The sequence below is a fragment of the Miniphocaeibacter sp. genome (assembly GCF_049276255.1).
Taxonomy (GTDB): domain Bacteria; phylum Bacillota; class Clostridia; order Tissierellales; family Peptoniphilaceae; genus Miniphocaeibacter.
Genome location: NZ_JBASWB010000083.1, coordinates 39728 through 66504, shown reverse-complemented (window position 1 = coordinate 66504; position 26777 = coordinate 39728). Strand labels below are relative to the sequence as shown.

The following is a 26777-nucleotide window of genomic DNA, read 5'->3' as shown; positions in this document are numbered from 1 at the left end:
AGCAAATAAAAATATGATAAAATTAATAAGAAATTATTTTAATTAGGAGAACTTATGATTGATATAAACGAAGTAAAAAGAGTCTATTCTTTAGCAAAACTAAATATTAAAGAAGAAGAACTAGAAACAATGAAAAATAAATTTAATACTGTTTTAGAATTTGCAAATAGTATTATGGAAGTAGATACAGAAGGTGTTGATATGCTTGAAATGGTGTCAAATCATAATTCTGTTCTAAGAGAAGATATTGTAGAAGAAAGTGTCGATAGAGAAACAGCATTGAAAAATTCTACAGACAGAGAATATGGATATTTTAGATTGAAAAAGGTTGTTGAATAATGAATATAAATGAATTAAGAAGTAGTTTTATCTCAGGTAAGTTAGATTTAAGAAAATTCTATAGTGAATTAATTGAGACTATTGAATCAAAAAAAGATTTAAATATTTTTATTTCTTTTAATAAGGATGATATTTTTAGACAAATTGAAAATATAGAAAAAAAGAATAATAATAACAGTCACGGTGCTCTTTTTGGTATACCTGTTACATTAAAAGATAATATTTCCTACGATAAATTAAAAATGACTTGTGGTTCAAAGATGTTAGAAAATTTTGAGCCTATTTTTAATGCTACAGTTGTAGATAAATTAATAAAAGAAGATGCAATAATAATAGGTAAAGTTAATATGGACGAATTTGCTATGGGAAGTTCATCAGAAACATCATATTTTGGTCCTACTAAAAATCCTATAGATAATACATTAATACCAGGAGGTTCATCTTCAGGATCAGCTGCTTCTGTTGCAGCAGAAATGGCACTAATATCCCTAGGTTCTGATAGTGGTGGCTCTGTAAGACAACCTGCGTCTTATTGTAATATATATGGTTATATGCCAAGTTATGGAACAATTTCAAGATATGGAGTTGCCTCTATGGCTAATACCCTAGATCAAGTGGGTATACTATCAAATTGTGTTGAAGATATTGTTACTACGACAAATATTATTGGTGGTTATGATAATAAAGACATGAACTCTACCTTAAATGAAAAAGTAAATTTCCAAATAAATGAAGATTATAATTTTAAAGGTAAAAAAATAGGGGTTATAGACCTAGATAAATTTGAAATTGAAGAAACAGTTAAAGAGGATTATGAATTAGCAGTAAGTAAAATAAAATCTTTAGGTGCTGAAATTATAGAGTTGGATTTTAAGTATTTAAAATATTCTACATCTGTTTATTCTGTAGTAATGTCTTCAGAAGTTAGTAGCAACATGTCAAGATTTGACGGAATAAGGTACGGATACTTAACTGACGAATATGAAACAACAGATGATTTATACATCAATACTAGAAGTGAAGGCTTTGGAGAAGAAACTCAAAGAAGAATAGCTATGGGAACATTATTTTTAGCTGCTGAAAATAATCAAAAATTATATAAGCAAGGTCAAAAGGTTAGAAAGCTAATGTCAGACGAATTTAATACTCAATTTGAGAAAGTTGATATTATCTTAACTCCTACAACAACTAATCTACCATATGAACTAGGTTCTAGAGTAGAAGATCCTTTATCAGTTTATGATAGTGGAACTTTTAATGTTCCAGTGAACCTTTGTGGTTTATGTTGTATATCTATACCTGTTAGGAAGGGTATTTCAGGTTCAATTCAATTTATTGGAAAAAGATATGAGGACGAAGAAATACTTAATGCAGCGTATTATTATGAAAGGAGTAACAATTAATGAATTATAAAACTTTAATTGGCCTAGAAATTCATGTGGAACTTTCTACTAAAAGTAAAATGTTCTGTGGATGTAAAAACGAATTTGGTTCTGCTCCTAATACAAATGTTTGTCCAGTTTGTTTAGGACATCCAGGTGCCCTACCTGTTATGAATAAAAAGGCATTAGAATATGCTATAATGGCAGGCTTATCTTTTAATTGTGATATTAGAAATAGTTTTAAAATGGATAGAAAAAAATATTTTTATCCGGATTTAACAAAGGGATATCAAATTACTCAACAGGACATGCCTTTATGTGAAAATGGTTATGTAGAAGTTCATACAGACGAAGGAATTAAAAAAATTGGACTTATTAGAATTCATATGGAAGAAGATACAGGAAAATCAATTCACAATGAAGAGGGAAATACCTTACTAGATTATAATAGGGCAGGAGTTCCTTTAATTGAAATAGTTTCCAAACCTGAAATGTCAAATGCAGATGAAGCTAGGGAATTTTTAGAAAATTTAAAGGAAACTTTAAAATTCATTGGAATATCCGATGTTAAAATGGAGCAGGGCTCTCTAAGATGTGATGTTAATATAAATATTTTAGATGAAGATAGCGATTTTAAAACAAAAATTACAGAAATTAAGAACTTAAATTCCTTTAAAGCAGTTTATAAGGCAATAATTTTCGAAGAAAAAAGACACCTTGAAATGATGAAAAATAAAGATGTTGGATATAAAGAAACTAGAAGATGGGATGATGCTAGTAATTCAACAGTTGTAATGAGAAGAAAAGAAGAAGGTAGTGATTATAGATTTTCAGTAGAAGGTGATATTCCTATAACTTTTGTAGAAGATAGTTTAATTGGGGAAATAAAAAACAATTTGCCAGAACTTCCTTCTCAACTTATGAAAAGATTTGTTAAAGAATACAATATTTCAGAATATGATGCAGATATATTATCAAGAAATAAGTATCTATCAAGTTATTTTGAAATTGTTGCAAAAGAAGTGCAAGATCCTAAATTAGTTAGTAACTGGTTATTGTCTGATGTTTTACGTAGAGTAAAAGAAGCGGAAATTGAATTTGAAGAAGTAAAAATGGAAAGTAAAAATTTTGCTAAACTTTTAAAATTAATTAAAAACAAGGATATAAATAACAATACAGGTAAAAAAGTTTTACGAAAATTATTTGAAGAAAATTTCGACCCAGAAGAATATGTAAAAGAAAAGGGACTTATTCAAGTTAATGATGATTCTGTATTAGAAAAAATAGTAGATGAAGTTTTAGCAAATAATCCAGAGTCTATTAATGATTACAAAAATGGTAAAGACAGAGCCCTAGGATTTTTAGTAGGACAATGTATGAAAGCATCAAAAGGTAAGGGGAATCCTCAAAAATTCAATGAAATGATTTTGAAAAAAATTAGCTAGGTGGAAAATGGAAAAATTAGTATTAGCAACTCATAATAAGGGAAAAGTAAAAGAAATAAAAAATATTTTAAAAGAACTAAATATTGAAGTTTTAAGTATATCTGATATTATATCAATTAAGGATATAGAAGAAAATGCTGATACATTAGAGGGTAATGCTAAAATTAAAGCAGAGTATATTCATCAAAAAATTGGTGGATATACTCTTGCTGATGATACAGGACTTTTTGTTAACGCCTTAAATGGTGAACCAGGAGTTCATACAGCAAGATATGCAGGTGAAAACTGTTCAGAAGAAGACAATAGGCTAAAAATGCTAAAGGCTTTAGAAAATATTGAAGATAGAACAGCATATTTTAAAACAGTACTAGTATTAATAGATAATAGGGGAAAAGAATATATTGTTGAGGGCATATGTGAAGGAAGTATAGCACCTGAAGAAATGGGTGAAGGTGGATTTGGATATGATAAAATTTTCATTCCAAAAGGATATACAAAAACATTTGCGCTACTAGGTTTAGATGAAAAGAACAAATTAAGTCATAGGGCAAAAGCTTTGGACAAATTAAAAATATTATTGGTGGATGTGTTAAATGAAAGTAGCTATAATTAGTGATACTCATGGGAGTTTCAATAATGTAATTGAAGAAATTAAAAAACATAATATCGATTTAATTATTCATTTAGGAGATTTTTCTGATGATGGTAGAGATATTGGTCAAATTACAAATAAAATTTCCTATGTGGTAAAAGGTAACAATGATTACTTAGCTACTAATGAATTGGAAGATCTTTTTATAAACCTTAATGGTATAGATTTTTTTATAACTCATGGTCATAGATATAATGTATACAGAGGTGTAGATAAACTTGTCCAAAGAGCAAAAAAAGCCAATGCTAAAATAGCATTATACGGACACACACATGTATACTTTAACGATGTTGTAGATGGTGTATGGGTTATAAATCCAGGAAGTCCAAGTTATCCAAGATATGGTGATGATAAAAGTTTTGTTATTTTGGATTTAGATACAATGGAATTAGAGAGAATAAAATTTAGGAGGTCAAAATGGAAGCTATATTAAGTTCGAATGAATTAGCAAAAGAACTAGAAGAAGATATTATTTCTAGGGTAAAAGTTTTAGCAGATAAAGGTGCTAGACCAAAATTAGCAATCGTAAGAGTGGGTGAAAATCCTAATGATATTTCTTATGAAAAAAGTTTATTAAAAAAAGGTGATGGATATGGAATAGATATCCAACAGGTTGTTTTAAACGAAAATATTTCAACAGAAGAGTTAAAAAGCGAAATGGAAAAACTTAATGTTGATGATTCTGTAACAGGAATTATTTTGTTTAGACCTTTACCAAAACATATTGATGAAGAATTAATTCAAGAAACAATATCATGGAAAAAAGACGTAGACTGTATGTCACCATTAAACTTAGCAAAAATATTCCAAGGGGATTTTACTAGTTTTCAACCAGCAACACCGTTTGCTTCAATGAAAATATTAGAATATTACAATATTGACTTAACTGGTAAGACAGTAGCAATAATAAATAGGTCAATGGTACTAGGAAAACCTTTAGCTATGATGGTTTTAGGGAAAAATGGTACTCCTATAATCTGTCATTCAAAAACAAAAGATCTTAAAAAAATATTACAGGAAGCTGATGTAGTTGTAACAGCAACTGGTAGAGCAAAAAGTTTAAAAAGAGATTCCTTAACTGAAGATTCAATAGTAATAGATGTTGGAGTTTCCCTAGATGAAAATGGTAAATTATCTGGTGATGCTGATTTTGAAGATTTAAAAGATTTTGTAAAAGGAATCACTCCAAGACTAGGTGGTGTTGGTAAAATCACCTCAACATTATTAATGGAACAGTTAGTTACAGCAAAAGAAAACAGTTTAAAATAAAGCCTTGGGGCTTTATTTTTTTGTCTAGAAGAAATATGCTATACTCTAAAAGGTGATAATATGAAAAAAATAACTAAGAAAAAGATTATATCATTATTAATAGCATTAATTATTACAGCCTTTGGTGGTATAACAGTAACAGAAAATCTTGCAGATAATATTAATTCAGATTTAGAAGTACATTTTATAGATGTAGGACAAGGAGATAGTACTTTACTAATATCAAAGGAAGAATCCATACTTATTGATGGTGGGGAAAGGCACGCTTCGTCTAAAGTTGTAAGCTATATAGAAAAACTAGGTATAGAAGAAATAGATTATGTAATTGCAACTCATCCTCATAGTGATCATATCAGTGGACTAGTAGGAGTTATAAATAAATTTAAAGTTAAAAATATTATTAGGAATGAAGAAGAAGTAAACAGTAAAATATATGAAAGTTTTGTAAATTCCTATACTAATAAAAATATTAATGTAATAATTCCAAAAGTTGGGGATAACTTTGAATTTGGAGAAGCAAATTTTAAAATAGTAGGACCAACAGCATATAATTTTGATACTAATAATAATTCCTTAGCTATAAAGGTTAACCATGGTAAAAATTCCCTGTTATTTACTGGTGATGCAGAAAAAATAGAAGAATCTACATTAATGTACACAGGAGAAGAAATAGATGCTAAAATTCTTCACGTAGGACATCATGGAAGTAGGAAAGCTTCATCAGAAGAATTTTTAAAAGAAGTTAACCCTGAATATGGAATAATATCTGTTGGTAGGGATAATATCTATGGACATCCTCATAAAGAGGCAGTAGATAGACTGAAAAAACAAAATATTGAAATTTATAGAACAGATATATCAGGAGATATAATTTTAATAAGCGATGGAGAAGAGATACTTATAAGTACAGAGAAATAATAGGGAGAAAAGATGCTTAGTACTATATGGTCAGAAAAGATACAAGGTATTTTAATGTTAGAAAGATCTAGGGATTCTAGATTTCAAGAAGATAAAAAAGATATTATTTTAAACAGTCTTAGAATTAAAAATTCGAAAATAATAGTAGATATGGGGTGTGGACCAGGTACACTTATTTTTAAATTAGAAAACTGGTTAAATAAGGATAGAAAATTTATTGGTATAGATAGAGATGAAAATTTTATTGATTTTGCTAAAAATAAAAATACAAAAAAATCAATAGAGTTTATCAGAAGTGATATTTTAAAAACACCATTAAAAAATAGTTCTGTTGATGCGGCAATTTCAAATACCGTAATCGAACATGTACCAAATGAAGAGTTTCTTCTAGAGCAAAAAAGAATAGACTGTAGGATAAAAAATTAGATAATAAAAAGTTAGTTTGGGATTATGAAATTGAAATTGTAAGTATATTTTCTGCTATTGTTAAGAAATAAATTTATAACCCTTGAATAATTATCTTAATGTGCATTTGGGTATATTATAACTAGGAAACTAGCTAATATATTAATTTCAAGGAGGTATTGAAATGTCAGAATATAGAGAAATTGTTATTCAAGAAGAAGAGTTAAAACAAAGACTGGAACAATTACGTGCTGATAAAAGAAAATTAGAAGAAGACATACTTATAACCTTTGGAAAAATATACCTAGGAAAAAGAGGATTGGATATTAAAGACTTTACGGGATTAAAACCAGAAGAACTAGACAGGTTAATTAATAAAGTAATAGATGAAGATTTAAATAAAATTTAATTTCCTGCTTATAAATAGAAAACCACATCACTATAAATACAGATAAATTGACATATAAATATAATTATATGTCAATTTTATTTTAATAGAATATCTAAAATTAAGGGGGATTATGGATGAAATTAGATAGTTTTCAAATATCTGTCATAATAACAATAATCGGCTTGTTTTTCTTATTTCTAGGAAGAAAAAATTTTAAATTTAGGGCTATAACGAACAAAAAAGCATGGGGAGGATTTACCCTTCCTTTAATAATTATTGGATTATTAATTACAGGAGTTGGATTAATATTAATCTATAAATTTTACCCATTTTAAACACTAAATTTACAATTAGAAAGTAAAATTATATTGTATAAAATGTTAGGAGATTTTTTAACAGATATGAGGAAATTTATACTTTCTAAAAAAGCTAAAAGAAACATTTTTTTAACAGCGTTAATTATAATTATTCTAGATATTATCTTTTTTATAATTGAATATTATAATGGAGAAATTACTCTAAGTTATATTATTCATAGATTAATATTCTTTTTATCCATGATAAGTTGTACAATTTTACTTAATTTAGTATTTGGAGACAAAGATTAATAGAAGAAAATACAGTAATACTCTTTTAAATATAACGAGTATTACTGTATTTTTAGAATTTAACCAAATAGTTTATTTTACACTCCCACAAAAAATCTTGAAAGCCTTCTTGGTTCTAAAGGTTTACCTAAACCATTTTCGAAAATGGTTTTTTGCTGTTCTAAGATTATTTCACTGGTGGATGATATTAAACCTAAATTTAATTTAAATTTATATTCTTCCATTTTTTTAACAACATTATCTATATCATAACCACAAAATGATTTTCTTTTAGGACTGCCATCTTCATTGGTTCCTATAATTAATTGTGCCTTTAATACTTCTTATTATTTCTTAATTCTACAAAGACAGTTCCATTACCATTAGATTTACTTCTTTTCTTGGCCATAATATCCTCCTTCATAAAAAAGGGGATATATGATATAATTCTACTTGGGAGTAGGAATGTATATCTATATATCCTTATACTCTAAAGTCCATTATGCCTGTCAACATAAGGGGCTTTTTTTATTTATCTTTTATCTGTTATATCCAGATGGATTATATCCAAAAGGATTATCATAAAATTCATTAAAGATTTCTATAAGATTTGGATTTGAGTGGTCAATCTCTTTTATTTTTTTTGCTGCTATATCGTATTCTGATTTATATTTTAAATATTCATTATATAATTCGCTCTTTGTCATTGTTTTAGGTTGTGGTTTAACAGTTTCATAGCCTTCCATTGCACGAGATATAACTGCATCTAAATAAGTAACTCTATCGTTCTTAATCTCAAAACGATAAATTGGATGCCCTGAACCTGCATTACCTGTTAAATGACAATATACATAATTGGCATCATATTCATAATAGAAAGATAACCAACCAAGATCTTTATATTCGTTTAATCTTCTATCATTTGCAATATTTAAATAAAGATATGCTTGTAGGCCCTTATCTAATTTATCAAAATTATTTTCTTCTACTATAGGTGGTGTAACTTCACCTTTTAATTCCTTTTCAATATTTTTAGATACTGAATTTTCTCCACCAACTATAATTACATTTTTAATGTTGTCATTATAATTTATATAGTCTTTTGTAACTTTAGTAAAATTAGTAGGATGAGTTAATAAAATTGCTCCATTGTTTATACTTGCTACTGGTGCTGAAGACAAAGCATCTGGAAACTCTGTTCCATCAACTAATACAATTGTTTCAATTTCTTTATTTAAATGAATAGGGTATGCATCTGCAACCTTTACAGCTGTTTCATATCTATCAGATCCAGCATATCTATATTCTTCAATTCCTTTTGGAACTGAACTTGTTCCACCAAAAACCATTGAAAATCCTGGTTTAACCATAGAAGTCATATATGGGACTAGATACGTTAAAGGAGTATCCTTATCACTAAACATTTGTCCAACTAATGGAGCAGCTGATAAGGCATCTGCAAAATATACTCCATTTACAGCTGCTGGTAGCATTCCTTGTTTATGATCCCCCATAAGAGCAAGTCTTTTTTCACCAATAATTGTAGCTGTTTCTACTCTGTCTTTACCAGCTAATCTCTCCACATTATAACCTAATTTTTTTATGTTGTTTTCTACCATAGAAGAAATTGTACCTGTTCCACCAAGAATGAATACATGTTCAACACCTATTCTTTTCATTTCAGTAAAAATATTTTTGGAAATAGAATTCTTACTTGTTAAAAATATTGGTGCTTCAACTTGACTTGCAAGAGTGCCTCCTACTAATGCATCTGGAAAAACTTCACCACTTGCTATTATTGCATATTTAGAACTATCAAATGTTTTTCTACTAGTCTCAACAGAAGTCTCATATTTGTCTTTCCCTGATATTCTTGTAACATTTAAATCTTTTGTATTAGCTAAAGCGACATTAGGAATTAAAGTTGATAAACCTATAGTTACTGCCAATACTAAACTTAATACTTTTTTCTTTTTCATATCATTCTCCTTTATTTAACTTCATAATTTGCTATGTGATAAAAAGTCACATTTTCACCATCTTTTTGTATAAATTCAACATTATGAATTCCTTTTTCTAAAGCATCACCCCTTAACTCTATACTTGTTTGAGAATCTGATAACTGTTCCTGTCCAAGTACTTCACCATCTAAGTAAATAATAGTTGGTTTACTTCCATCCATTCCTTCAGATTCTAATCCCAATGGCATTAAAATCATATCTTCTTGGTACATTACATATAAGATATTCCCGTTTTCAGTTGAACCAGATTCATTAACTAAATTAACTTTTCCTGTTCCAGTTTCTTCTCCACCAATTATTCTAGTATCATCTTTCATAGATATTTTTGTTTCAATTGAGGATTTAGAAGTGTTTTTAGAATCTAAATTATCTTTATTATTACTACAAGCTATTAATACTAAAGATAGGGTAGTAATTAGACATAAAAAAAATAATTTCTTTTTCATTAAATATTCCTTTCTAAAAATAAACAGACTAATTAAAAAATCTATTTATAATATTTATCAAACTATTTTTCATAGTTAGGTTTAATATTATATTCATCAGCTATATCTTTAAACTTAGTTACATAAAAAGTATCTAAATCTATTTTTTCTATAGTTTCTTTGTTAAATTTAACTTTTATTAACCAATTTCTAGTGCCATTTGTAGTGTACCTGAAGAATGCTAAATTTTATATCTCCTATTTTAAAATCAGAATGAGATTCTTTGTTTTTTTGAATTTCAGTTTTTAGAACCATTTCTATATTATCGGTTAATTTACTAGCATTTGTTTCATCTGCAGATTTAGTTTCTTTTGTTATATCTTCTATAATATTTTTCTTGGTTGTTTCTTTTGCTATCAATAGTCCTGTTAAAACTAATATTAAAGAAACGCCTATTAAAATTCCTGATGTTATCTTATTTCTTTTTTATTATAGCATTAATAAATAATAAAAACCCTATTATAAAAATAATAAAATCCGTTTATTTTCCTCCAGTAAGTTAATAATCATAATTTATTAACCTATGAATATATTACGTATTAAATAAATGATAAATAGATGAAGGGGATAAAAACTGTAAAAGAAATATTTGTTTTGTTTTCCTCTTTTACCATTGTAGAGGAATATAGGAATTATTGCTAAATAAACAGGTCTATTTAAGCCAATACCTGAATCTGCAAAAAAAGCTATTAAGGTTGCCAATACCCTATTTAGTCTATTTTGATTTCTAAATAAATAAAAAATTAAAATAGCAAATATTCCTAAAAAAGAATAGTCGGAATGTATAATTAATGAAAGTATCATAAAAGGTATAAAAATAATTATTTTCACTGTTATTGTTAATATTGTAGGAAGATTGATCTTGTCATTAATTGTTTCAGATAACCACATGGCTATAAATCCTAGTAACAAGGTGAAGTATATATTCTGATATGTAAATTCTAATGGTATATTAAAAAAGCATAAATCAAAGAATATTTCAGAAATTATAGCAAAAATAAATAATCTTATGGTCATTTTCTTACGATTTTTAGTTAGAAAAAAACTTTCAACAATCAGAAAAACAAAAATAGGAAATGCTATTTTACCAATTAAGTGTAATAAATCAGACCAATATTGAAGATTTACTAATAGTGAACTATTGAAGTTGGTGGGGTTTTCAATTATATAGTCTATTAAACCAACTGCTATATGGTCACATAACATAGACATTATTGCAATCCATTTCAATACATTTGCAGAAAAAATGCCCTTAGTTTTCTTATTGTCAGTAATCATAAAATTCTCCTAATATTTTTATATTTATCATATATCAAAGTCATTACAGAATTACTAAAAAATTATTAAAAAAACATTAAGAAAGTTAGAAAAATTAGTTCATAAGGAGGAATCTAATGAATAACCTTGTTTTAATCGGACAACCAACAAAGGATACAGAGTTTAGATATGGGTCAGGAACAGGAAATTCTAGGAGTAGTTTCAAATTAACAGTAGATAAGGGACTATATAAAAATAAAAAGCAAGAAGCCTAAAGTAAAGGACTGTCTACTACAGATTTTATTGTAATAATAGCATGGGGAAAGATTGCATAATTAATTGGTAATTATGTTAAGAAAGGTCAGCTAGTGGGATTAGAGGGAAGCATAAGAACCAATTCCTATGAAAAAGATGGTAAAACAATCTATAAAACAGTAGTAAAATCACAAAGAAATGAATTAATAAATAATTGAACATAAAAAAAGAAAATGATATGGGATTGACTATTATTCCATATCATTTTTTATAATAATAATTTTACTGCAACCTTACTGCAACCTTTAAGAAACTAAAACCCCTCAAACATTGTAGTTTAAGGGGTTGTTTTTCTTATGGAGGCGGCACCCAGATTTGAACTGGGGATAGAGGTGTTGCAGACCTTTGCCTTACCACTTGGCTATGCCGCCATATGGAGCGGAAGACGAGATTCGAACTCGCGACCCTCGCCTTGGCAAGGCGATGCTCTACCACTGAGCCACTTCCGCATTTGTTGGTGCCCGGAGCCGGAATCGAACCAGCGACACGAGGATTTTCAGTCCTCTGCTCTACCGACTGAGCTATCCGGGCGAGTAGTACAATTGACTACCAATTTATGATACAATAACTTTTAAATAATGTCAAATATAAATTTAAAAAGTTTTGGGAGAAAAAATATGTATAATTTCTTACAAATTGTAAATTACACTGAAAAAGAATATAACGAAGATACTTACTTTGTTTCAAATAATTTTGCTTTTGTTATAGATGGAGCATCAACAATTCAAAAAATGGATAATTGTAACTTTATTGTTCATAAATTTGTCAATGATTTTAAAATAAATCTTTCTAATGAATTTTATAATAACAAAATTTCTATTTCCAATGCTTTAAATAATGCATTAAAAAATACTTTAAATTCGAAATTTAAAAATGAGTATATTGCTAATGATGTTTCTGCAGCAATTTCTATTGTAAGATTTATAGATGATTATTGTGAAATATATTCATTGGGAGATTGTAGTGTTTTAATTGAATTAGATGATACTATTAAAGCGTTTAAGTCAAAGGATATTGAAAAACTTGATAAAAAAGTAATAGACAAAATGAAAAGTATTTCTAATAGGGAAAATATAAGTATTCTTGAAAGTAGAGAACATGAAGAAACCATTAACCAACTTAAAAATAATAGATTATTAAAAAATAAGGAAGAAGGTTACTGGATATTAGATACTACTGGTGTTGGTATAAAAAATGGCTTTTATAGCAAAATAAAAAAAGAATTAATTAATGGAGTTATAATTTGTAGTGATGGCTTTAGTCAGGCTTATGATACCTTAAATATTTATTCTGATTTAAAAAAATTGTTTTTAGATTTAAAAATATTTTCAATTAACAAAGTTTTATTTACTATTTTAGAAAAACAAAATAATGATAAATATTTAAATGAATTTCCTAGGTTTATTAAAACTGATGATACTACAGCTATTTATATTGGGGGAATAAATGAATCCCTTCATTTTTAAGGAAAGAGTAAAAGCAGTAATTATAAGTTATAAATCATCTCAACAGTTTAAAAATTTACTTAATGATTTGAAAATCGATTATATTGAAACAATTAAATGCAAGGATTTGGATATTCCTGTTGATGATCATCCCGATATGGTTATTCATCCTGTAGATTACAATAGTTTTGTAGTTTATAATAAATATTATGACTATTATATTAATAAGCTGAAAAAATATAATATTAATGTCATTAAATCTAAGTCTATGTTAAGTTTAAAGTATCCTAAAGATATTTTGCTAAATGTTTCAAGATTAAATAATTATTATTTTTATAAAAAGGATTTTATTGATGAGAATTTGAAAGATTTACTCGATAAGGAAAATACTGGAATTATGGTTAATCAAGGGTATTCTAAATGCTCATCTATGATTATTAAAGAAAATACAGTTATAACAAGTGATATAAAACTCCATAAAAAATTTTCTTCTCTTGGATTAAAATCATATTTACTTCCTCCAAATTTTATAGATTTACCAGGATACAATACTGGTTTTATAGGAGGAACTTGTGGTAGTATAGGAAAAGATGAAATAATTTTTTATGGTAATATAAAAAAATATAAGTACTATGAAGAGTTAAGAAAAATTTTAGAAAAAGAAAAAATTAATTATTATTATCCCAATGTTGATACTTTTATAGATAGAGGTTCAATTATAGGAATTTTAGGAGGTTAATATGAGTATAATTCAACCAAGTGTTTTGCCGGGAATGATGGAGTTATTACCTGAGGAGCAGGTAGTATTTAATAAAATGAAAAATATTATTGAAGATACTTTTAAAAAGTACGCTTTTTTACCTATAGATACTCCGGTTATGGAAAAATTAGAAATTCTACTTGCTAAAGGTGGAGGAGAAACAACTAAGCAAGTTTATACATTAAAAAAGGGAGATACTGACATAGGACTACGTTTTGATTTAACTGTTCCTTTAGCACGATATGTTGCTCAACATTTTAATGATTTAACTTTTCCTTTTAGAAGATACCATATAGGAAAAGTTTATAGGGGAGAGAGAAATCAAAGAGGTAGGTATAGAGAATTTTACCAATGTGATGTAGATATTATTGGAAATAATAATATTTCCATTTATAATGATGCTGAAATTCCTTCTGTAATGGCAGAAATATTCTATAAATTAGGGTTGGAAAATTTTAAATATTTATTTAATAACAGAAAGGTTTTAAATGGATATTTTGAATATTTAGGAATAAAAGATTTTGTTTTTGCTTTAAGAACTATTGATAAAATAGAAAAAATCGGAGTAGATAATGTTAAGAAAGAATTAGTTGAAAATAATATATCTGAAGAAGCGGTAAATAAATTATTGGATTTTCTATATTTTAATGGTACTAATGAAGAAATATTAGAATATTTAAAGAATTTAAAAATTGAAAATGATTTATTTAATGAGGGACTTAAGGAGCTGGAATTAGTATATTATAATATGATAGCCTATGGAGTAAATAAAGAGAATATAGAAATTAAACTCAGTATAACTCGTGGTTTAGATTATTATACAGGTTCTGTTTATGAAACGATAATTCCTGGCTATGAAAGTCTTGGATCGATTTGTTCAGGTGGAAGATATGATGATTTAGCAGGAAATTATACTAAGCAAAAACTTCCAGGAGTGGGACTTAGTATAGGTTTAACTAGATTATATTACCAATTAAAAGAAGCTGATTTATTAAATATATACGTAGAAATGCCTTTTGATGCAATAATTTTACCAATGAAGGGCTATGAAGGTGAAGCAATTGAATTATTGACTAAGTTAAGAAAAAATGATAAAATAGTTCAAGCCTATATGGAGGGTGGAAAACTTAAGAAGCAATTTAATTATGCAGATAAGTTAAACATTCCTTATGTTATTGTTATAGGTGAAGATGAAGTTAAAAATAATTTTTATACTTTACGAAATATGAAAACAGGGGAACAAAATACAGTTGATTTTGAATACCTTGTAAATAATATATAAAGCGTTGAAGGATCCAAGTAGTAAATTTAAACTTTTAGAGAGAAATAGACCTGGCTGAAATCTATTTTAAGTAAATGAATTTATGAATACTAATCTGGAGCTAATTATTTAATTGAGAAGCAATTAGGGTGGAACCACGAATCTTTCGTCCCTACTATTTTATAGTAGGAATGGAAGATTTTTTTATTATTTAATTTAATTAAATTTTGGAGGTAATTATGATAAAAATAACTTTACCAGATAATTCTGTTAGAGAATATAAGGAAGGTGTTTTAGTAGGGGATATTGCAAAAGATATTTCTGAAGGTTTGGCAAGAGTTGTATTAGGTGCTGTAGTTAATGATAGAATTATGGGAATGCAAGAACCGGTTAAAAAGGATTCTAACGTTAGATTTGTAAAAATAGAAGATCCTGAAGGAAAAGAAATATTTTGGCATACTTCAGCACATATTATGGCACTAGCAGTACAAAGATTATTCAAAGATGTTAAGTTTGGAATAGGACCAGCAATAGACAATGGTTTCTATTATGATTTTGATACTGAGCACCGTTTTACAGATGAAGACCTACCATTAATTGAGGCAGAAATGAAAAAAATTACAAAAGAAGGCCTTAAAATGGAAAGATATGAAATGCCAAGAGATGAAGCTTTAGCTTACTTTAAGGAAAAAGGTGAAATTTATAAAGTTGATCTTATTGAAAATTTACCTGAAGATGAAACTATATCATTTTATAAATTAGGCGAATTTACAGACCTTTGTAGAGGTCCTCACCTTTATGAAATCAAAAAAGTTAAGGCAATTAAATTATTAAGTATTGCAGGAGCATATTGGCGTGGTGATGAAAACAATAAGATGCTACAAAGAATTTATGGTATTACTTTTGAAAAACAAAAACAATTAACAGAATACCTTGATTTTTTAGAAGAAGCTAAAAAAAGAGATCATAGAAAACTAGGAAAAGAGTTAGATTTATTTAGTTTTCATGAAGAAGGTCCAGGTTTTCCATTTTTCCATCCAAACGGTATGATTTTGAGAAATGAATTACAAAATTTCTGGAAGGACTTGCATATTAAAGAAGGCTATGGCGAAATTAATACACCAATTATTTTAAGTGAAAGTCTATGGCACCAATCAGGTCATTGGGATCATTACAAAGAAAATATGTATTTTACAAAAATAGATGATGCTGATTACGCTATAAAACCAATGAACTGTCCTGGTTCTATTTTAGTTTATAAAAGCAATATGCATAGCTATAGGGACTTTCCGTTAAAGTTAGGAGAAATGGGCTTAGTTCATAGACATGAGCTATCAGGAGCCTTACATGGTTTATTTAGAGTAAGATCCTTTACTCAAGATGATGCTCATATATTTATGTTAAAAAGTCAAATCAAAGATGAAATTTCTAAAGTTATAGATCTATGTGATTATATTTATTCTGTATTTGGATTTAAATATAGTGTAGAGCTATCAACTAGGCCAGAGGATTCAATGGGAAGCGATGAAGATTGGGAAATTGCAATTCAAAGTTTAAAGGATGCTTTAGATAGTAAAGATTTTGATTATACAATTAACGAAGGTGACGGAGCTTTTTATGGTCCTAAAATAGATTTCCACTTAGAAGATGCAATAGGTAGAACTTGGCAATGTGGAACTATTCAATTGGATTTCCAAATGCCTGAAAGATTTGAATTGACTTATATAGATTCTGACGGTGAGAAAAAAAGACCAGTAATGGTTCATAGAGCAATTTTAGGTTCTATGGAAAGATTTATCGGTATTTTAATTGAACATTTTGCAGGAAAGTTTCCAACTTGGTTAGCTCCTGTACAAGCAAAAATATTGCCTATCTCCGATAAATTTAACGATAAAGCTTACGAATTAAAAGAAAAGTTAATGGAAAACGGAATTAGAGCACAAGTTGATGACAGATCTGAAAAAATAGGTTTTAAAATTAGAGAAGCTCAATTGTTAAAAATTCCATATAGCTTAATTTTAGGTGAAAAGGAAATTAATGAAAACAAAGTTTCTGTTAGAAAAAGGGACTTAGGAGATCAAGGTTCAATAGATACAGATGAATTTATTAAAAATATAGTAGAAGAAATTAAAACTAAAAGAATATAGTATTTTAAACACCTTTAGTCATTTTTGATTAAGAGGTGTTTTTTATTGTCTTTACACAATTATTTTACTATGATACCATAATAAAGTATAATGATAAATTAATTGAGGAGAGAAAAATGAAAAAAAGAAATTTTATTATAGTAATAGTTTTAACTTTATCTTTATTTTTAGTTAGTTGTTCAAATAAAAATGAAAATAATGAAAAAGCAACAGCAGAAAACAATACTTCTTCGAACACTTTAGTTGTTGGATTTGATGCAAATTTCCCACCAATGGGCTTTAAGGAAACAGATGGTAGCTACACCGGATTTGACTTAGAATTAGCTGAATTAGTAGCTGAAAAGTTGGAAATGGAGTTAGTTTTACAACCTATTGATTGGGCTTCAAAAGATGCGGAATTAGATAGTGGGAATATAAATGTAATTTGGAACGGATTTACTAAAACAGGAAGGGAAAAAGACTATACTTTTTCTGAATCATATATGGAAAATAGACAACTTATTGTAGTAAACGAAGATTCAGAATTTAATAAATTAGAGGATTTAAAAGGCAAAAACCTTGAATTACAAGATAGATCAACAGCAGAGTATGCCTTAGAAGATTCAGAAGAGTTTAAAGAAAGCCTTGGTGAAGTTATAAAAGTTCCTGATAATTTAACGGCTTTAAACGATTTAGAACAGGGCTCAACAGATGCTGTTTTAATGGATGAGGTAGTAGCAAAATATAATATTAATAAAGGTAGAAAATTTAGAGTTTTAGAAGAATCTTTAAAGGACGAAGAATATGCAATTGCTTTTAAATTAGGAAATGAAGAATTAAGGGATAAGGTTAATAAGGCAGTTAAAGAATTAGCTTCAGAAGGAGTTTTAAAAGAGTTATCTATTAAATGGATAGGTGAAGATAAAACTTTAATTAAATAGACAGAAAAAATACAGATATGATTAAAATCATATCTGTAAATATTTTAAATATTAGGTGAAATATGTATATATTAAATATTTTTAAAGAACTTTCTAAAGGGTTTTCAACGACATTTTTAATATTTTTACTAACATTGGTTTTATCAATTCCATTGGGTATGGTAATATATTTTTTAAAACATAATAAAAACAAATTAGTTTCAAGTATTACTAAGATATATATTTCCGTAATGCGAGGAACTCCTTTGATGCTACAACTAATGTTTGTTTTTTATGGTCCTTTTTATATATTTGGTATGAAATCACCAGATAGATTTTTTGCAGTTATAGTAGCCTTTGTCTTAAATTATGCTGCTTATTTTGCAGAGATCTATAGAGGTGGTTTTAAATCAATAGATTCAGGTCAATATGAGGCTGCAAATATTTTAGGATTAAGTAAATGGCAAACATATAAGAATATTGTATTACCACAAGTATTTAAAAATTCCTTACCTGCAATGACCAATGAAATAATAACTTTAGTAAAGGATACTTCCTTAGCTTTTGCTATTTCTGTTACCGAAACATTTACATTGGCTAAATCCATAGCTAATAGAGATTCAAATATGTTAGCTTTTCTAGCAGTAGGTATATTTTATTTTGTTTTTAACTACTTAGTAGAAAAAATTATGAATAAAATAGAAAATAGATATAATTATTATAGGTAGGTATAATATGAAAGTATTAGAAATGAAAAATATTAGAAAGAGTTTTGGTAATGAAAATGTTCTAAAGGATATTTCTTTATCTGTAAAGAAAGGTGAAGTTGTAGCTATTATAGGTTCTTCAGGTTCTGGTAAGTCAACCTTAATTAGATGTGCAGTTAATTTGGAAAAAATAGATTTTGGTGAAATTAAATATGATGATTTAATTTTAGCTGAAACCAAAAACAATGAAGTTATATATGCTAAGGTAGAAAATTATAAACTAATTAATAATAAGTATGGTATGGTTTTTCAGAATTTTAATTTGTTTCCAAATTTAAATGTTTATGAAAATATTTCTCTGGCCTTAAAATTAGTACAAAAAAAAGACCAGGATGAAATTGACACTATAGTTGAAAATTTAATTTCAAAAATGAATTTACAAGGTAAAGAAAAATCATATCCTTATAGTTTGTCAGGAGGACAAAAGCAAAGAGTTTCAATTGCAAGAACCCTTGCAATGAATCCAGAAATTATTTTTTTTGATGAACCGACTTCAGCTTTAGATCCTGAACTAACTCAAGAAGTATTAAAAGTAATTAAAGCTTTAGCAAAGGAAGATACTACTATGGTTATAGTAACCCACGAAATGGAATTTGCAAAAGAAATCGCTGACAGAGTTATATTCATGGATAATGGGTATATTGTTGAGGAAGGAACACCAGAAGAAGTATTGGTTAATCCTTCAAATGAAAGAACAAAAAATTTTTTAAATTTAAAATAGTGAGGTAGTATGAAAGTATATTGTTATCCTAAATGTAGTACATGTAAAAAAGCATTAAAATATTTGGAAAATAATAATTTTAATTTTGAATTATTAGATATTTCTAAAGAACCACCATCCTATATGGAGTTAGAAGAAATAATAAATAAAAGTGGGTTAGATATTAAAAAGTTTTTTAATACAAGTGGAAAACTCTATAGAGAAAAAAACTTAAAAGATAAATTACCTAACATGACACAAGAAGAAAAAATTACTCTTTTATCTTCTAATGGTATGTTAATTAAAAGACCATTATTAATTAATAACGATCTTGTTTTAGTAGGTTTTAAAGAAACAGAATATAATGAATTAAAGAAGTGATATCACTTCTTTTTTTATAGTATAATTAATAATAGAAATTTAATTTTAGGATGAGAATATGATAAATGTTATAGATGCAATAAAAATATTAAAAGATAATATTAAGACACAAACAGAATATTTAGAAGTTAATCTCTTAACTTCTGAAGGGTATGTCTTAGCTGAAGACTTATATTCAAAAATAAATGTTCCAGAATTTCCAAAATCCGCTATGGATGGTTATGCTGTAAATTATAAAGATTTAGAAAATACAAAAAAATTTAAAGTAATAGATGAAATTTATGCTGGCGAGTTTAAAAATATAGAATATAAACCAAATACTGCTATAAGAGTAATGACTGGAAGCTATATCCCAGAAGGATATAATTGTATTGTTAAACAGGAAGATACGGATTATGGAGTAGAATATGTAAATATTCACAGGAAAGAAAAAGAATACTCAAACTATTGTCATATTGGTGAAGACATAAAAAAAGGTGAGCTTATATTAAAAGCTGGTACTATTATAAGCACAATTCATCTAGGTGTTTTTGCTAGTTTAGGTTTAAATAGGATAAAGGTTGTAAAACCCCTTTCCGTTTCCTTAATTTCCACAGGTAGTGAATTACTATATCCTGGAGAAAAACTAGAAAATGGGAAAATATATTGTAGTACTTTATTTACAATAAATTCATATTTGAAAAAATTTAATATTCAAGTAAATAATATTAAAATTGTAGAGGACAATCTTTTTAAAATTGCTGAAAATGTTGAAAAAGCCTCAAAAGAATCAGATATTATAATAACAACTGGGGGAGTGTCAGTAGGTAAATATGATTTAATTCCGGAGTTATATAGTAAAATTTCAAATAATATTTTATTTAAAAAAGTTGCTATGAAACCGGGGACTCCTGTTTCTGCAGCAATAATAAATAATTCTATTATAATGAGTCTTTCAGGAAATCCCTTTGCAGCTTTAGCCAATTTTCAAGTATTATTTTGGCCAATTGCAGCTAAATATTATAATTCTGAGGAATTTAATAATATTGAATATGAAAAAATTGTAAAAAAGGGATATTTAAAACCTAGTAAATTACAAAGATATGTTAGAGCAAGGTACTATAATGAGTTTGTTGAACTTGAAGACATACACTCATCTTCAGTAATTTCCAATTTGCTAAATTGTAATTGTTTAATAGTACAAAAATCAAATACAGAAATAAAAGAAGGAGATAAAGTAAAGGTCATTTACTTACCATAATATGAATATAGGAATAGGAATTTTAGCTGGTGGCAAAAGTTCTCGAATGGGAGAAAATAAATCCCAGTTAATTTATAAGGGAAATACTTTTTTAGAAAATTTAATTCAATTATTTGAAGATTATGATATTATAGTTTCTTCTAATGATTTAAATTTAAAAAAATTAGACAAAATCCAATATATTTCTGATGTATATAAAAATATAGGACCTATTAGTGGGATTTTAGAAATATTAAAGGCTAGTAAACATGAATATAATTTCATAACAGGAGTAGATATGCAAAATATTAACTTGGATTTTGTCAACTATATCAAGTCTTATATTTCTAGTGATTATTATATTTTTTCTATTAAATCAAATAATAATTTACATCCAATTGGAGCAATTTATTCGAAGAAACTAATTCCAATTTTAGAAAATTATATTCATAATGAAAATTATAAATTAAAAGAACTTCTAAAAGAACCTTTTACTAAAATTATAGATTTAAGATATAGTATTTTTAATGATAATATACTGTATAATGTTAATACAAAAGAAGATTATTACAAACTTCTTAGTAGGAATATAATTTCTATATGCGGTAGAAAAAATTCGGGGAAAACTACTTTTATTGGAAAGTTAGTTAGTATATTAAAAGAAAAAGGATATAAAATATGTGTTATAAAACACGACGGCCATGATTTTAATATAGATAATAAAACAGATACTGGAAAGTTCTATAATATTGGTGCTGATAGTGTGGCAATTTTTTCGAATAAAAAGTATATGTTATTGGAAAACAAAAAAATAACTATTGATTTTTTATTAAGCAGATTAGAAGATTTTGATTTAATAGTTATTGAAGGTTTAAAAAATAGTGATTTTGATAAATTTGAAGTAATTAGACAGGAAAATTCTAGAGAAATAATAACGGAAAAACCACTAAAAGGGATTATTACCGATATTGTAGATTTTTCAGAGGAATTTGAAAATATATTTGATTTATCTAATGTAGAAAAATTTGCAGAATTTGTTATAAAACACTATATTTATCCTAAACAATTAGTTTAGGATAATTTTATTTGATATAATTTAATTGGTGATTAAATGGACAGATTTTTTGAAATATTGAAGGAAGAAAATCCACAATTGATTCTTAATATATATGACTCTTTAGAAAATTTAGAAAAGTGTTTTAATATGGCTCAAACCTATGATTTAGACTTAAAAAATCATAGGGAGATTAAAGAGTTCTACGATAATATTGTTAAAATTAAATCTTTAATACCTGTTGAAGGAATACAACTTTCACTGGAAATATTGTCTAATGAAAAAGTGTTTTCTAAATCTGTAAATTTACTCCATGATTTTTCCTATACTAAACCAAAATCCTATTCGATTTATAGGGGGAAAAATATTGAAGTATCATCTTTTAAAGAATTATACGAGCAAATATTATTTTATCTATATAAAATAGATAAAGAAAAATTACATTCACTAATAAACAAAACTAAATTTAATGGTAGAACTAGACCATACTTTGATAAAGATTCTAAAAAAATGATTAATCCTATACGGATTTCTCAAAACTTATATGCGGAAACTCATTTTAGTTCAAATAAATTTAGAGATATGTTAATTAAAATTTTCAATTTATATAATATAGATATTAACAATTTAAGAATATATATTAAACAAGATAAAAAAGAAAAATATGGTTATTACAAATAGGGGGATTATGAAATTTTTACACAGTGGAGACTTTCATATTGCTTCTAGTTTTGAACACTCTTCCTTTCCTAAAGAGCTAGCAATTGAAAGAAGAAATGATATATGGAGAAGCATCGATAGTTTAATAGATATAGTCAAGAAGAAAGAAGTTGACATTTTATTGCTTTCAGGAGATTTATATAATGAGGAATATGTAACTTTGTCTGATTTAAAAAGATTAAGCGACCTTTTCAGAAAAATACCCTTTACAAATGTATTTATAATCTTCGGAAATCATGATCCATATAGAAATAAATCAAAATGGAAGTTAATAGATTTACCTAGTAATGTATATTTATTTAAAGAAGACAAAATAACTAAATATGAATTTGAAGAATATGATGTTTATGGAATAAGTTATATTGACAATATTCTAAATAAGGATAATATTTTTGAAAATATTTCTTTAAATAAATCTAAAAGAAATTATTTTTTAATTCATACAGATATAATTAATACAAATTTTAAATATCAACCAATTGATATGAATGAATTACAGAAAATAGGATTTGATTATATTGCCTTAGGTCATTTACATAAGCCAAGTGCAATTGCAGAAAATATAATATATCCTGGTTCAATAGAGCCTTTAAGTTTTAAAGAACAAGGTTTACATGGTGCTGTTTTAGGAGAATTTAAAGACCGAGAACTAGCAATAGAATTTTTAGATGTCTCTCAATCAGTTTTTACTGAAGTTGAATATGAAATAGATGGAAATTTTAATTTTTATGAATTAAAGGATTTACTTTTAAATGATTGGATTTATTCAGACAAAAAAAATTATATTAGAATAAATTTAACGGGAAATTTACCAGAAGAATATGAAATAGATAAAGAAGCTATTGAAAATGAACTTAAAAACTATGTAACATATTTAGAAATCAATAATAAATTAGACTATAATTTAGACCTAGAAAAACTTCGAAAATTAAATAAAAATAATATTATAGGGGTATTTTTAAAGAATATGTCAGAATATGATATGAATAACCCTGTAAACTCTGAAGCTTTAAAACTAGGTTTGAAAGCAATTTTAAAGGAAAATAAATGAAGTTAATTGAATTAAATATCATGAATTTTGGACAGTTTAAAAACAAGAATATTTTACTAGAAGATAATTTTACATTAATACAGGGTAGAAACGAATCTGGTAAAACAACTGTAGTAAAATTTATTGAAGGCATGTTTTATGGATTTGTAAAACCACATTTAAAATCCTTAAGATTTTCAGAAGATTATTATAAATATAAACCTTGGACAAGTGACAAATATGAGGGGAGTATTGTATTTATTTATAATTTAAATAAATATAGATTATATAGAGATTTTGCAAATAAAACATACAAAATTTTTGATGAAATAACTGGAATAGATGTTTCAAAGGATTTTGAAGAATACGAGGAAAGTAATTTAAGTTTTCCTGGAGAATACTTTTTCAAATGTAGTAGCGATGTTTTTATAAACACTATTTTAGTAGGACAAGATAATATAGAAATTTCTACTAATTCAACAAAGTATATTTCAGAAAAAATAGCCGATGGCTTAAGTGAAAATAATGAAGTATTCTCTGTAATAGAAGGTTTGAATAAATTAAACACAATTAAGAATAATATTGGAACTGAAAAATCCTTAAAGAAACCCTATGGAATACTTAAAAACAAGGAAATAGAATTAAACAAAGAAATATCAAATATAAAAAACTTAAAAAATCAGTACGATGATTATCTTTTTGAATTAGATAAAAAAGTTAAGGACTTTAAAAAGTTAAGAAGTAATATTGATTTATATTATAAATTTGAAGAATATAAAGAACAACAAAAAATAATAAAAATAATAAAACAAAAAGAAAATCTAGAAAAAGAAATTTTTGACTTAAGAAAACAATTAGAGGAATATAGTAAATTAAAGGAACTTGCAAATGAAGATATAAAAAAATCCGAAGAAATTTTGGAAGAAATTAAATATATTCAGCGTGAATTCAATGAGTTATCAAAAAACAAAAAATATATTTATAGTGAATATAAAGAAATTGAGAATAAAGTAAAATATGAAGATAAAAAAACTTTTTACAAAAAAGAGTTAACTAAATTATCAAAAAACAAAAAAACAATTTTTTCACTTATTCTAAGTACAGGAATATTTTCAATTTTAACTTTATTATTTTTATTTGTTTCAAATTTTTCAAATATATTAGTTTTTATATTACTATTTTTTGTAACAATTTTTGGTGTGTCAATTAGTTTAATAATATTTTTAAATAATAAGGAAACAAACATTGTTGAAGAAATAAATAATAATTTCAATGAAAATTTAAATAAAAAGAGTATATTAAGTTCAGGGGTTTTAAATATTGATAAAACTATTTACGAAAAATATGAAAAAACAAAAAAAGAATTAGATGAAAAAGATAGGGATATAGAAATTCTTTTAAATGATGAGGACTTTAAAAATGAAGAGTTAAAAGAAATTTCTATGAAAATAAGAAATGAAACTGGATTTGATTTAAATAATCATTTAAAGAATAAAGAAATCTTTACAGAGTTGGAAAGAGAATTAAATGAAAAGCTTAAGGAATTAAAGACAATTAATAGTAGTTATAGTAGTAAAAGTCTTGATAATAATCTTATAGAATATGAAAAAGAATTTGAAGATATTAAATATTTTAATTTAAATGATGCAAAAACTAAATCAGATTTTTTAATTAGTGAAATAGCATCCCTTGAAGAGAAGAAAAATTTTCTTGAAGGGGATGTGAAAAAATTACCAGAATTAATTGAAGAGTTAGGTCAAACTGAAAGTGAAATAGAACAAGTAAATAATTATATTAGTTCTTTAAATATTGCGATTAATGAAATAGAAAAAGCTCATAATGAAATTAAGACAAACTATCTTCCAAGAATGGCAAGTTTCTTAAAAAAATATTTTGACCTAATATCTAATTACAATATGACTATTAAAATTGATGAGGATTTAAATATAAATTTTAACAATAGCAAATTAGGAGAATATAAAGACATTGGTTCTTTAAGTAGAGGTACAATGGATCAATTATATTTAGGACTAAGAATTGCTTTGGCTAATGAAATTTTCAATGAGGATGAGTTATTGATTTTTGATGATGCCTTTAATAATTTTGATGATTATAGATTATCAAAAACTTTGGATTATTTGAAAAATATTAGCAAAAATAGACAAATTATTATTTTTACTTGTCAAGAAAGAGAAAAGAACTTAATAAATAATCTTTTAAAAAAAGAAGTTATTTATTTATAGGAGAAATATGATATATAGCATTTCAGACTTACATTTAGATTACACCGGTAATAAAACTATGGAATTATTTGGTGAAAATTGGGAAAATTATGAAAATAGAATATTTAACAATTGGAAAAATATAGTTAATAATGATGATATAGTTTTAGTAGCAGGAGATATTTCTTGGGCAATGACTGTTAAGGAAGCTTATAATGATTTAATTAGAATTGAAAGACTTCCAGGTAAAAAGGTTTTAATAAAGGGAAATCACGATTATTGGTGGAGCTCTTTAAAAAAGATTAATGATTTGAATTTAAGTAGTATGTTTTTTTTACAGAACAATTCTTTTGACTTTAATGAAATTTCCATTGTTGGTACTAGAGGATGGGAAGATTGTAATGAAGATTCAGATGAATATAAAATATTTAAAAGAGAATTACTGCGATTAGAAATGAGTATAAAAACGGCAAAATCAACTAATAAAAAAATTGCAATATTACATTATCCACCTTTTGATAGGAATGGTGTTCCAAATGAATTTCATTTTATATTAAAAAAATACAATGTTGAAATTTGTACCTATGGCCATTTGCACGGTCCTGGACTAAGTAATATAATTGAAGGTACAATAGATGGAATAAAATATTTTTGCACTTCTAGTGACTATTTGAATTTTATTCCTAAATTAATATATTAATATGAT

31 protein-coding genes and 3 tRNA genes are annotated in these 26777 nt (G+C 26.4%); 26 read left to right on the top strand and 8 right to left on the bottom strand.

Features of this window, described 5'->3' with window-relative positions; all coding sequences use genetic code 11:
* Positions 1-54: 54 nt before the first annotated feature.
* From gatC to WAO56_RS11880, 10 genes are all read left to right on the top strand, one after another.
* Positions 55-339 (top strand): Asp-tRNA(Asn)/Glu-tRNA(Gln) amidotransferase subunit GatC, encoded by a 285-nt coding sequence (gene gatC, locus WAO56_RS11925; protein ID WP_422144280.1) that lies wholly within the window; start codon positions 55-57, stop codon positions 337-339.
* Positions 339-1742: an Asp-tRNA(Asn)/Glu-tRNA(Gln) amidotransferase subunit GatA gene (gene gatA / locus WAO56_RS11920; protein ID WP_422144279.1), complete on the top strand. Its 1404-nt coding sequence runs from the start codon at positions 339-341 to the stop codon at positions 1740-1742. Before gatC ends, gatA begins: the two co-directional genes overlap by 1 nt.
* Positions 1742-3166 carry an Asp-tRNA(Asn)/Glu-tRNA(Gln) amidotransferase subunit GatB gene (gene gatB / locus WAO56_RS11915; protein ID WP_422144278.1) on the top strand — a complete coding sequence of 475 codons (1425 nt, stop codon included), beginning with the start codon at positions 1742-1744 and terminating at the stop codon, positions 3164-3166. Before gatA ends, gatB begins: the two co-directional genes overlap by 1 nt.
* 7 nt (positions 3167-3173) lie before the next feature.
* Positions 3174-3779: an RdgB/HAM1 family non-canonical purine NTP pyrophosphatase gene (gene rdgB, locus WAO56_RS11910; RefSeq protein ID WP_422144277.1), complete on the top strand. Its 606-nt coding sequence runs from the start codon at positions 3174-3176 to the stop codon at positions 3777-3779.
* A complete protein-coding gene (locus tag WAO56_RS11905) occupies positions 3760-4251 on the top strand; it encodes a metallophosphoesterase family protein (RefSeq protein ID WP_422144276.1) in 492 nt (163 codons plus the stop codon). The genes rdgB and WAO56_RS11905 overlap by 20 nt, the downstream gene beginning before the upstream one ends.
* On the top strand, positions 4236-5087 hold the full coding sequence (locus WAO56_RS11900; protein WP_422144275.1) for a bifunctional 5,10-methylenetetrahydrofolate dehydrogenase/5,10-methenyltetrahydrofolate cyclohydrolase: 852 nt from the start codon (positions 4236-4238) through the stop codon (positions 5085-5087). The genes WAO56_RS11905 and WAO56_RS11900 overlap by 16 nt, the downstream gene beginning before the upstream one ends.
* A gap of 60 nt (positions 5088-5147) precedes the next feature.
* Positions 5148-6005, top strand: coding sequence for a ComEC/Rec2 family competence protein (locus WAO56_RS11895; RefSeq protein ID WP_422144274.1), 858 nt, complete (start codon positions 5148-5150; stop codon positions 6003-6005).
* Between the two features lie 12 nt (positions 6006-6017).
* On the top strand, positions 6018-6431 hold the full coding sequence (locus WAO56_RS11890) for a class I SAM-dependent methyltransferase (RefSeq protein WP_422144273.1): 414 nt from the start codon (positions 6018-6020) through the stop codon (positions 6429-6431).
* A gap of 163 nt (positions 6432-6594) precedes the next feature.
* Positions 6595-6819 carry a hypothetical protein gene (locus WAO56_RS11885; RefSeq protein ID WP_422144272.1) on the top strand — a complete coding sequence of 75 codons (225 nt, stop codon included), beginning with the start codon at positions 6595-6597 and terminating at the stop codon, positions 6817-6819.
* A gap of 116 nt (positions 6820-6935) precedes the next feature.
* On the top strand, positions 6936-7136 hold the full coding sequence (locus WAO56_RS11880) for a hypothetical protein (protein WP_422144271.1): 201 nt from the start codon (positions 6936-6938) through the stop codon (positions 7134-7136).
* A 350-nt stretch (positions 7137-7486) separates the two neighbouring features.
* Here WAO56_RS11880 and WAO56_RS11875 read toward each other — a convergent pair whose 3' ends face one another.
* The 5 genes from WAO56_RS11875 to WAO56_RS11855 form a co-directional block, all read right to left on the bottom strand.
* A complete protein-coding gene (locus WAO56_RS11875; protein WP_422146374.1) occupies positions 7487-7633 on the bottom strand; it encodes a hypothetical protein in 147 nt (48 codons plus the stop codon).
* Positions 7634-7927: 294 nt separating this feature from the next.
* Positions 7928-9367, bottom strand: coding sequence for a cell wall-binding repeat-containing protein (locus tag WAO56_RS11870; RefSeq protein WP_422144270.1), 1440 nt, complete (start codon positions 9365-9367; stop codon positions 7928-7930).
* Positions 9368-9378: 11 nt separating this feature from the next.
* Entirely contained in the window at positions 9379-9855 is a 477-nt protein-coding gene (locus WAO56_RS11865) for a hypothetical protein (protein ID WP_422144269.1), read from the bottom strand.
* Positions 9856-10044: 189 nt separating this feature from the next.
* Entirely contained in the window at positions 10045-10254 is a 210-nt protein-coding gene (locus tag WAO56_RS11860) for a hypothetical protein (protein ID WP_422144268.1), read from the bottom strand.
* A gap of 156 nt (positions 10255-10410) precedes the next feature.
* Positions 10411-11172 (bottom strand): TraX family protein, encoded by a 762-nt coding sequence (locus WAO56_RS11855; RefSeq protein WP_422144267.1) that lies wholly within the window; start codon positions 11170-11172, stop codon positions 10411-10413.
* A 116-nt stretch (positions 11173-11288) separates the two neighbouring features.
* On the opposite strand from WAO56_RS11855, the gene WAO56_RS11850 reads away from it, so the two are divergent.
* Complete coding sequence (locus tag WAO56_RS11850; protein ID WP_422144266.1) at positions 11289-11426, top strand: hypothetical protein; 138 nt, start codon at positions 11289-11291, stop codon at positions 11424-11426.
* 63 nt (positions 11427-11489) lie between these two features.
* On the top strand, positions 11490-11624 hold the full coding sequence (locus WAO56_RS11845) for a single-stranded DNA-binding protein (protein WP_422144456.1): 135 nt from the start codon (positions 11490-11492) through the stop codon (positions 11622-11624).
* Positions 11625-11763: 139 nt separating this feature from the next.
* On the opposite strand, the gene WAO56_RS11840 is transcribed toward WAO56_RS11845, so the two are convergent.
* From WAO56_RS11840 to WAO56_RS11830, 3 genes are all read right to left on the bottom strand, one after another.
* Positions 11764-11837, bottom strand: a tRNA-Cys gene (locus tag WAO56_RS11840).
* Positions 11838-11840: 3 nt separating this feature from the next.
* Positions 11841-11915, bottom strand: a tRNA-Gly gene (locus WAO56_RS11835).
* Positions 11916-11921: 6 nt separating this feature from the next.
* A tRNA-Phe gene (locus WAO56_RS11830) sits at positions 11922-11997 on the bottom strand.
* A gap of 86 nt (positions 11998-12083) precedes the next feature.
* Here WAO56_RS11830 and WAO56_RS11825 point away from each other — a divergent pair.
* The 14 genes from WAO56_RS11825 (at position 12084) to WAO56_RS11760 (ending at position 26771) form a co-directional block, all read left to right on the top strand.
* Positions 12084-12932, top strand: a complete 849-nt coding sequence (locus WAO56_RS11825; RefSeq protein ID WP_422144265.1) for a protein phosphatase 2C domain-containing protein — start codon at positions 12084-12086, stop codon at positions 12930-12932.
* Positions 12913-13650 (top strand): DUF6873 family GME fold protein, encoded by a 738-nt coding sequence (locus WAO56_RS11820; RefSeq protein ID WP_422144264.1) that lies wholly within the window; start codon positions 12913-12915, stop codon positions 13648-13650. The genes WAO56_RS11825 and WAO56_RS11820 overlap by 20 nt, the downstream gene beginning before the upstream one ends.
* A gap of 1 nt (position 13651) precedes the next feature.
* On the top strand, positions 13652-14953 hold the full coding sequence (gene hisS, locus WAO56_RS11815) for a histidine--tRNA ligase (RefSeq protein WP_422144263.1): 1302 nt from the start codon (positions 13652-13654) through the stop codon (positions 14951-14953).
* Positions 14954-15171: 218 nt separating this feature from the next.
* Positions 15172-17079: a threonine--tRNA ligase gene (thrS, locus tag WAO56_RS11810; protein ID WP_422144262.1), complete on the top strand. Its 1908-nt coding sequence runs from the start codon at positions 15172-15174 to the stop codon at positions 17077-17079.
* Positions 17080-17195: 116 nt separating this feature from the next.
* Entirely contained in the window at positions 17196-17999 is an 804-nt protein-coding gene (locus WAO56_RS11805) for an amino acid ABC transporter substrate-binding protein (protein ID WP_422144261.1), read from the top strand.
* A 62-nt stretch (positions 18000-18061) separates the two neighbouring features.
* The gene (locus WAO56_RS11800) at positions 18062-18706 is read left to right on the top strand and encodes an amino acid ABC transporter permease (RefSeq protein WP_422144260.1); all 645 of its coding nucleotides are present in this window, start codon (positions 18062-18064) and stop codon (positions 18704-18706) included.
* A 7-nt stretch (positions 18707-18713) separates the two neighbouring features.
* Positions 18714-19466: an amino acid ABC transporter ATP-binding protein gene (locus WAO56_RS11795; protein ID WP_422144259.1), complete on the top strand. Its 753-nt coding sequence runs from the start codon at positions 18714-18716 to the stop codon at positions 19464-19466.
* 9 nt (positions 19467-19475) lie between these two features.
* Positions 19476-19826, top strand: coding sequence for an arsenate reductase family protein (locus WAO56_RS11790; protein WP_422144258.1), 351 nt, complete (start codon positions 19476-19478; stop codon positions 19824-19826).
* 58 nt (positions 19827-19884) lie between these two features.
* Positions 19885-21066, top strand: a complete 1182-nt coding sequence (locus tag WAO56_RS11785) for a molybdopterin molybdotransferase MoeA (RefSeq protein ID WP_422144257.1) — start codon at positions 19885-19887, stop codon at positions 21064-21066.
* Position 21067: 1 nt separating this feature from the next.
* Positions 21068-22120, top strand: a complete 1053-nt coding sequence (mobB, locus tag WAO56_RS11780; protein WP_422144256.1) for a molybdopterin-guanine dinucleotide biosynthesis protein B — start codon at positions 21068-21070, stop codon at positions 22118-22120.
* A gap of 36 nt (positions 22121-22156) precedes the next feature.
* The gene (locus tag WAO56_RS11775; RefSeq protein WP_422144255.1) at positions 22157-22780 is read left to right on the top strand and encodes a hypothetical protein; all 624 of its coding nucleotides are present in this window, start codon (positions 22157-22159) and stop codon (positions 22778-22780) included.
* Positions 22781-22787: 7 nt separating this feature from the next.
* Positions 22788-23870, top strand: a complete 1083-nt coding sequence (locus tag WAO56_RS11770; protein ID WP_422144254.1) for a metallophosphoesterase family protein — start codon at positions 22788-22790, stop codon at positions 23868-23870.
* Complete coding sequence (locus WAO56_RS11765; RefSeq protein WP_422144253.1) at positions 23867-26092, top strand: ATP-binding protein; 2226 nt, start codon at positions 23867-23869, stop codon at positions 26090-26092. Before WAO56_RS11770 ends, WAO56_RS11765 begins: the two co-directional genes overlap by 4 nt.
* A 7-nt stretch (positions 26093-26099) precedes the next feature.
* Positions 26100-26771: a metallophosphoesterase gene (locus WAO56_RS11760; RefSeq protein WP_422144252.1), complete on the top strand. Its 672-nt coding sequence runs from the start codon at positions 26100-26102 to the stop codon at positions 26769-26771.
* Positions 26772-26777 lie beyond the last annotated feature (6 nt).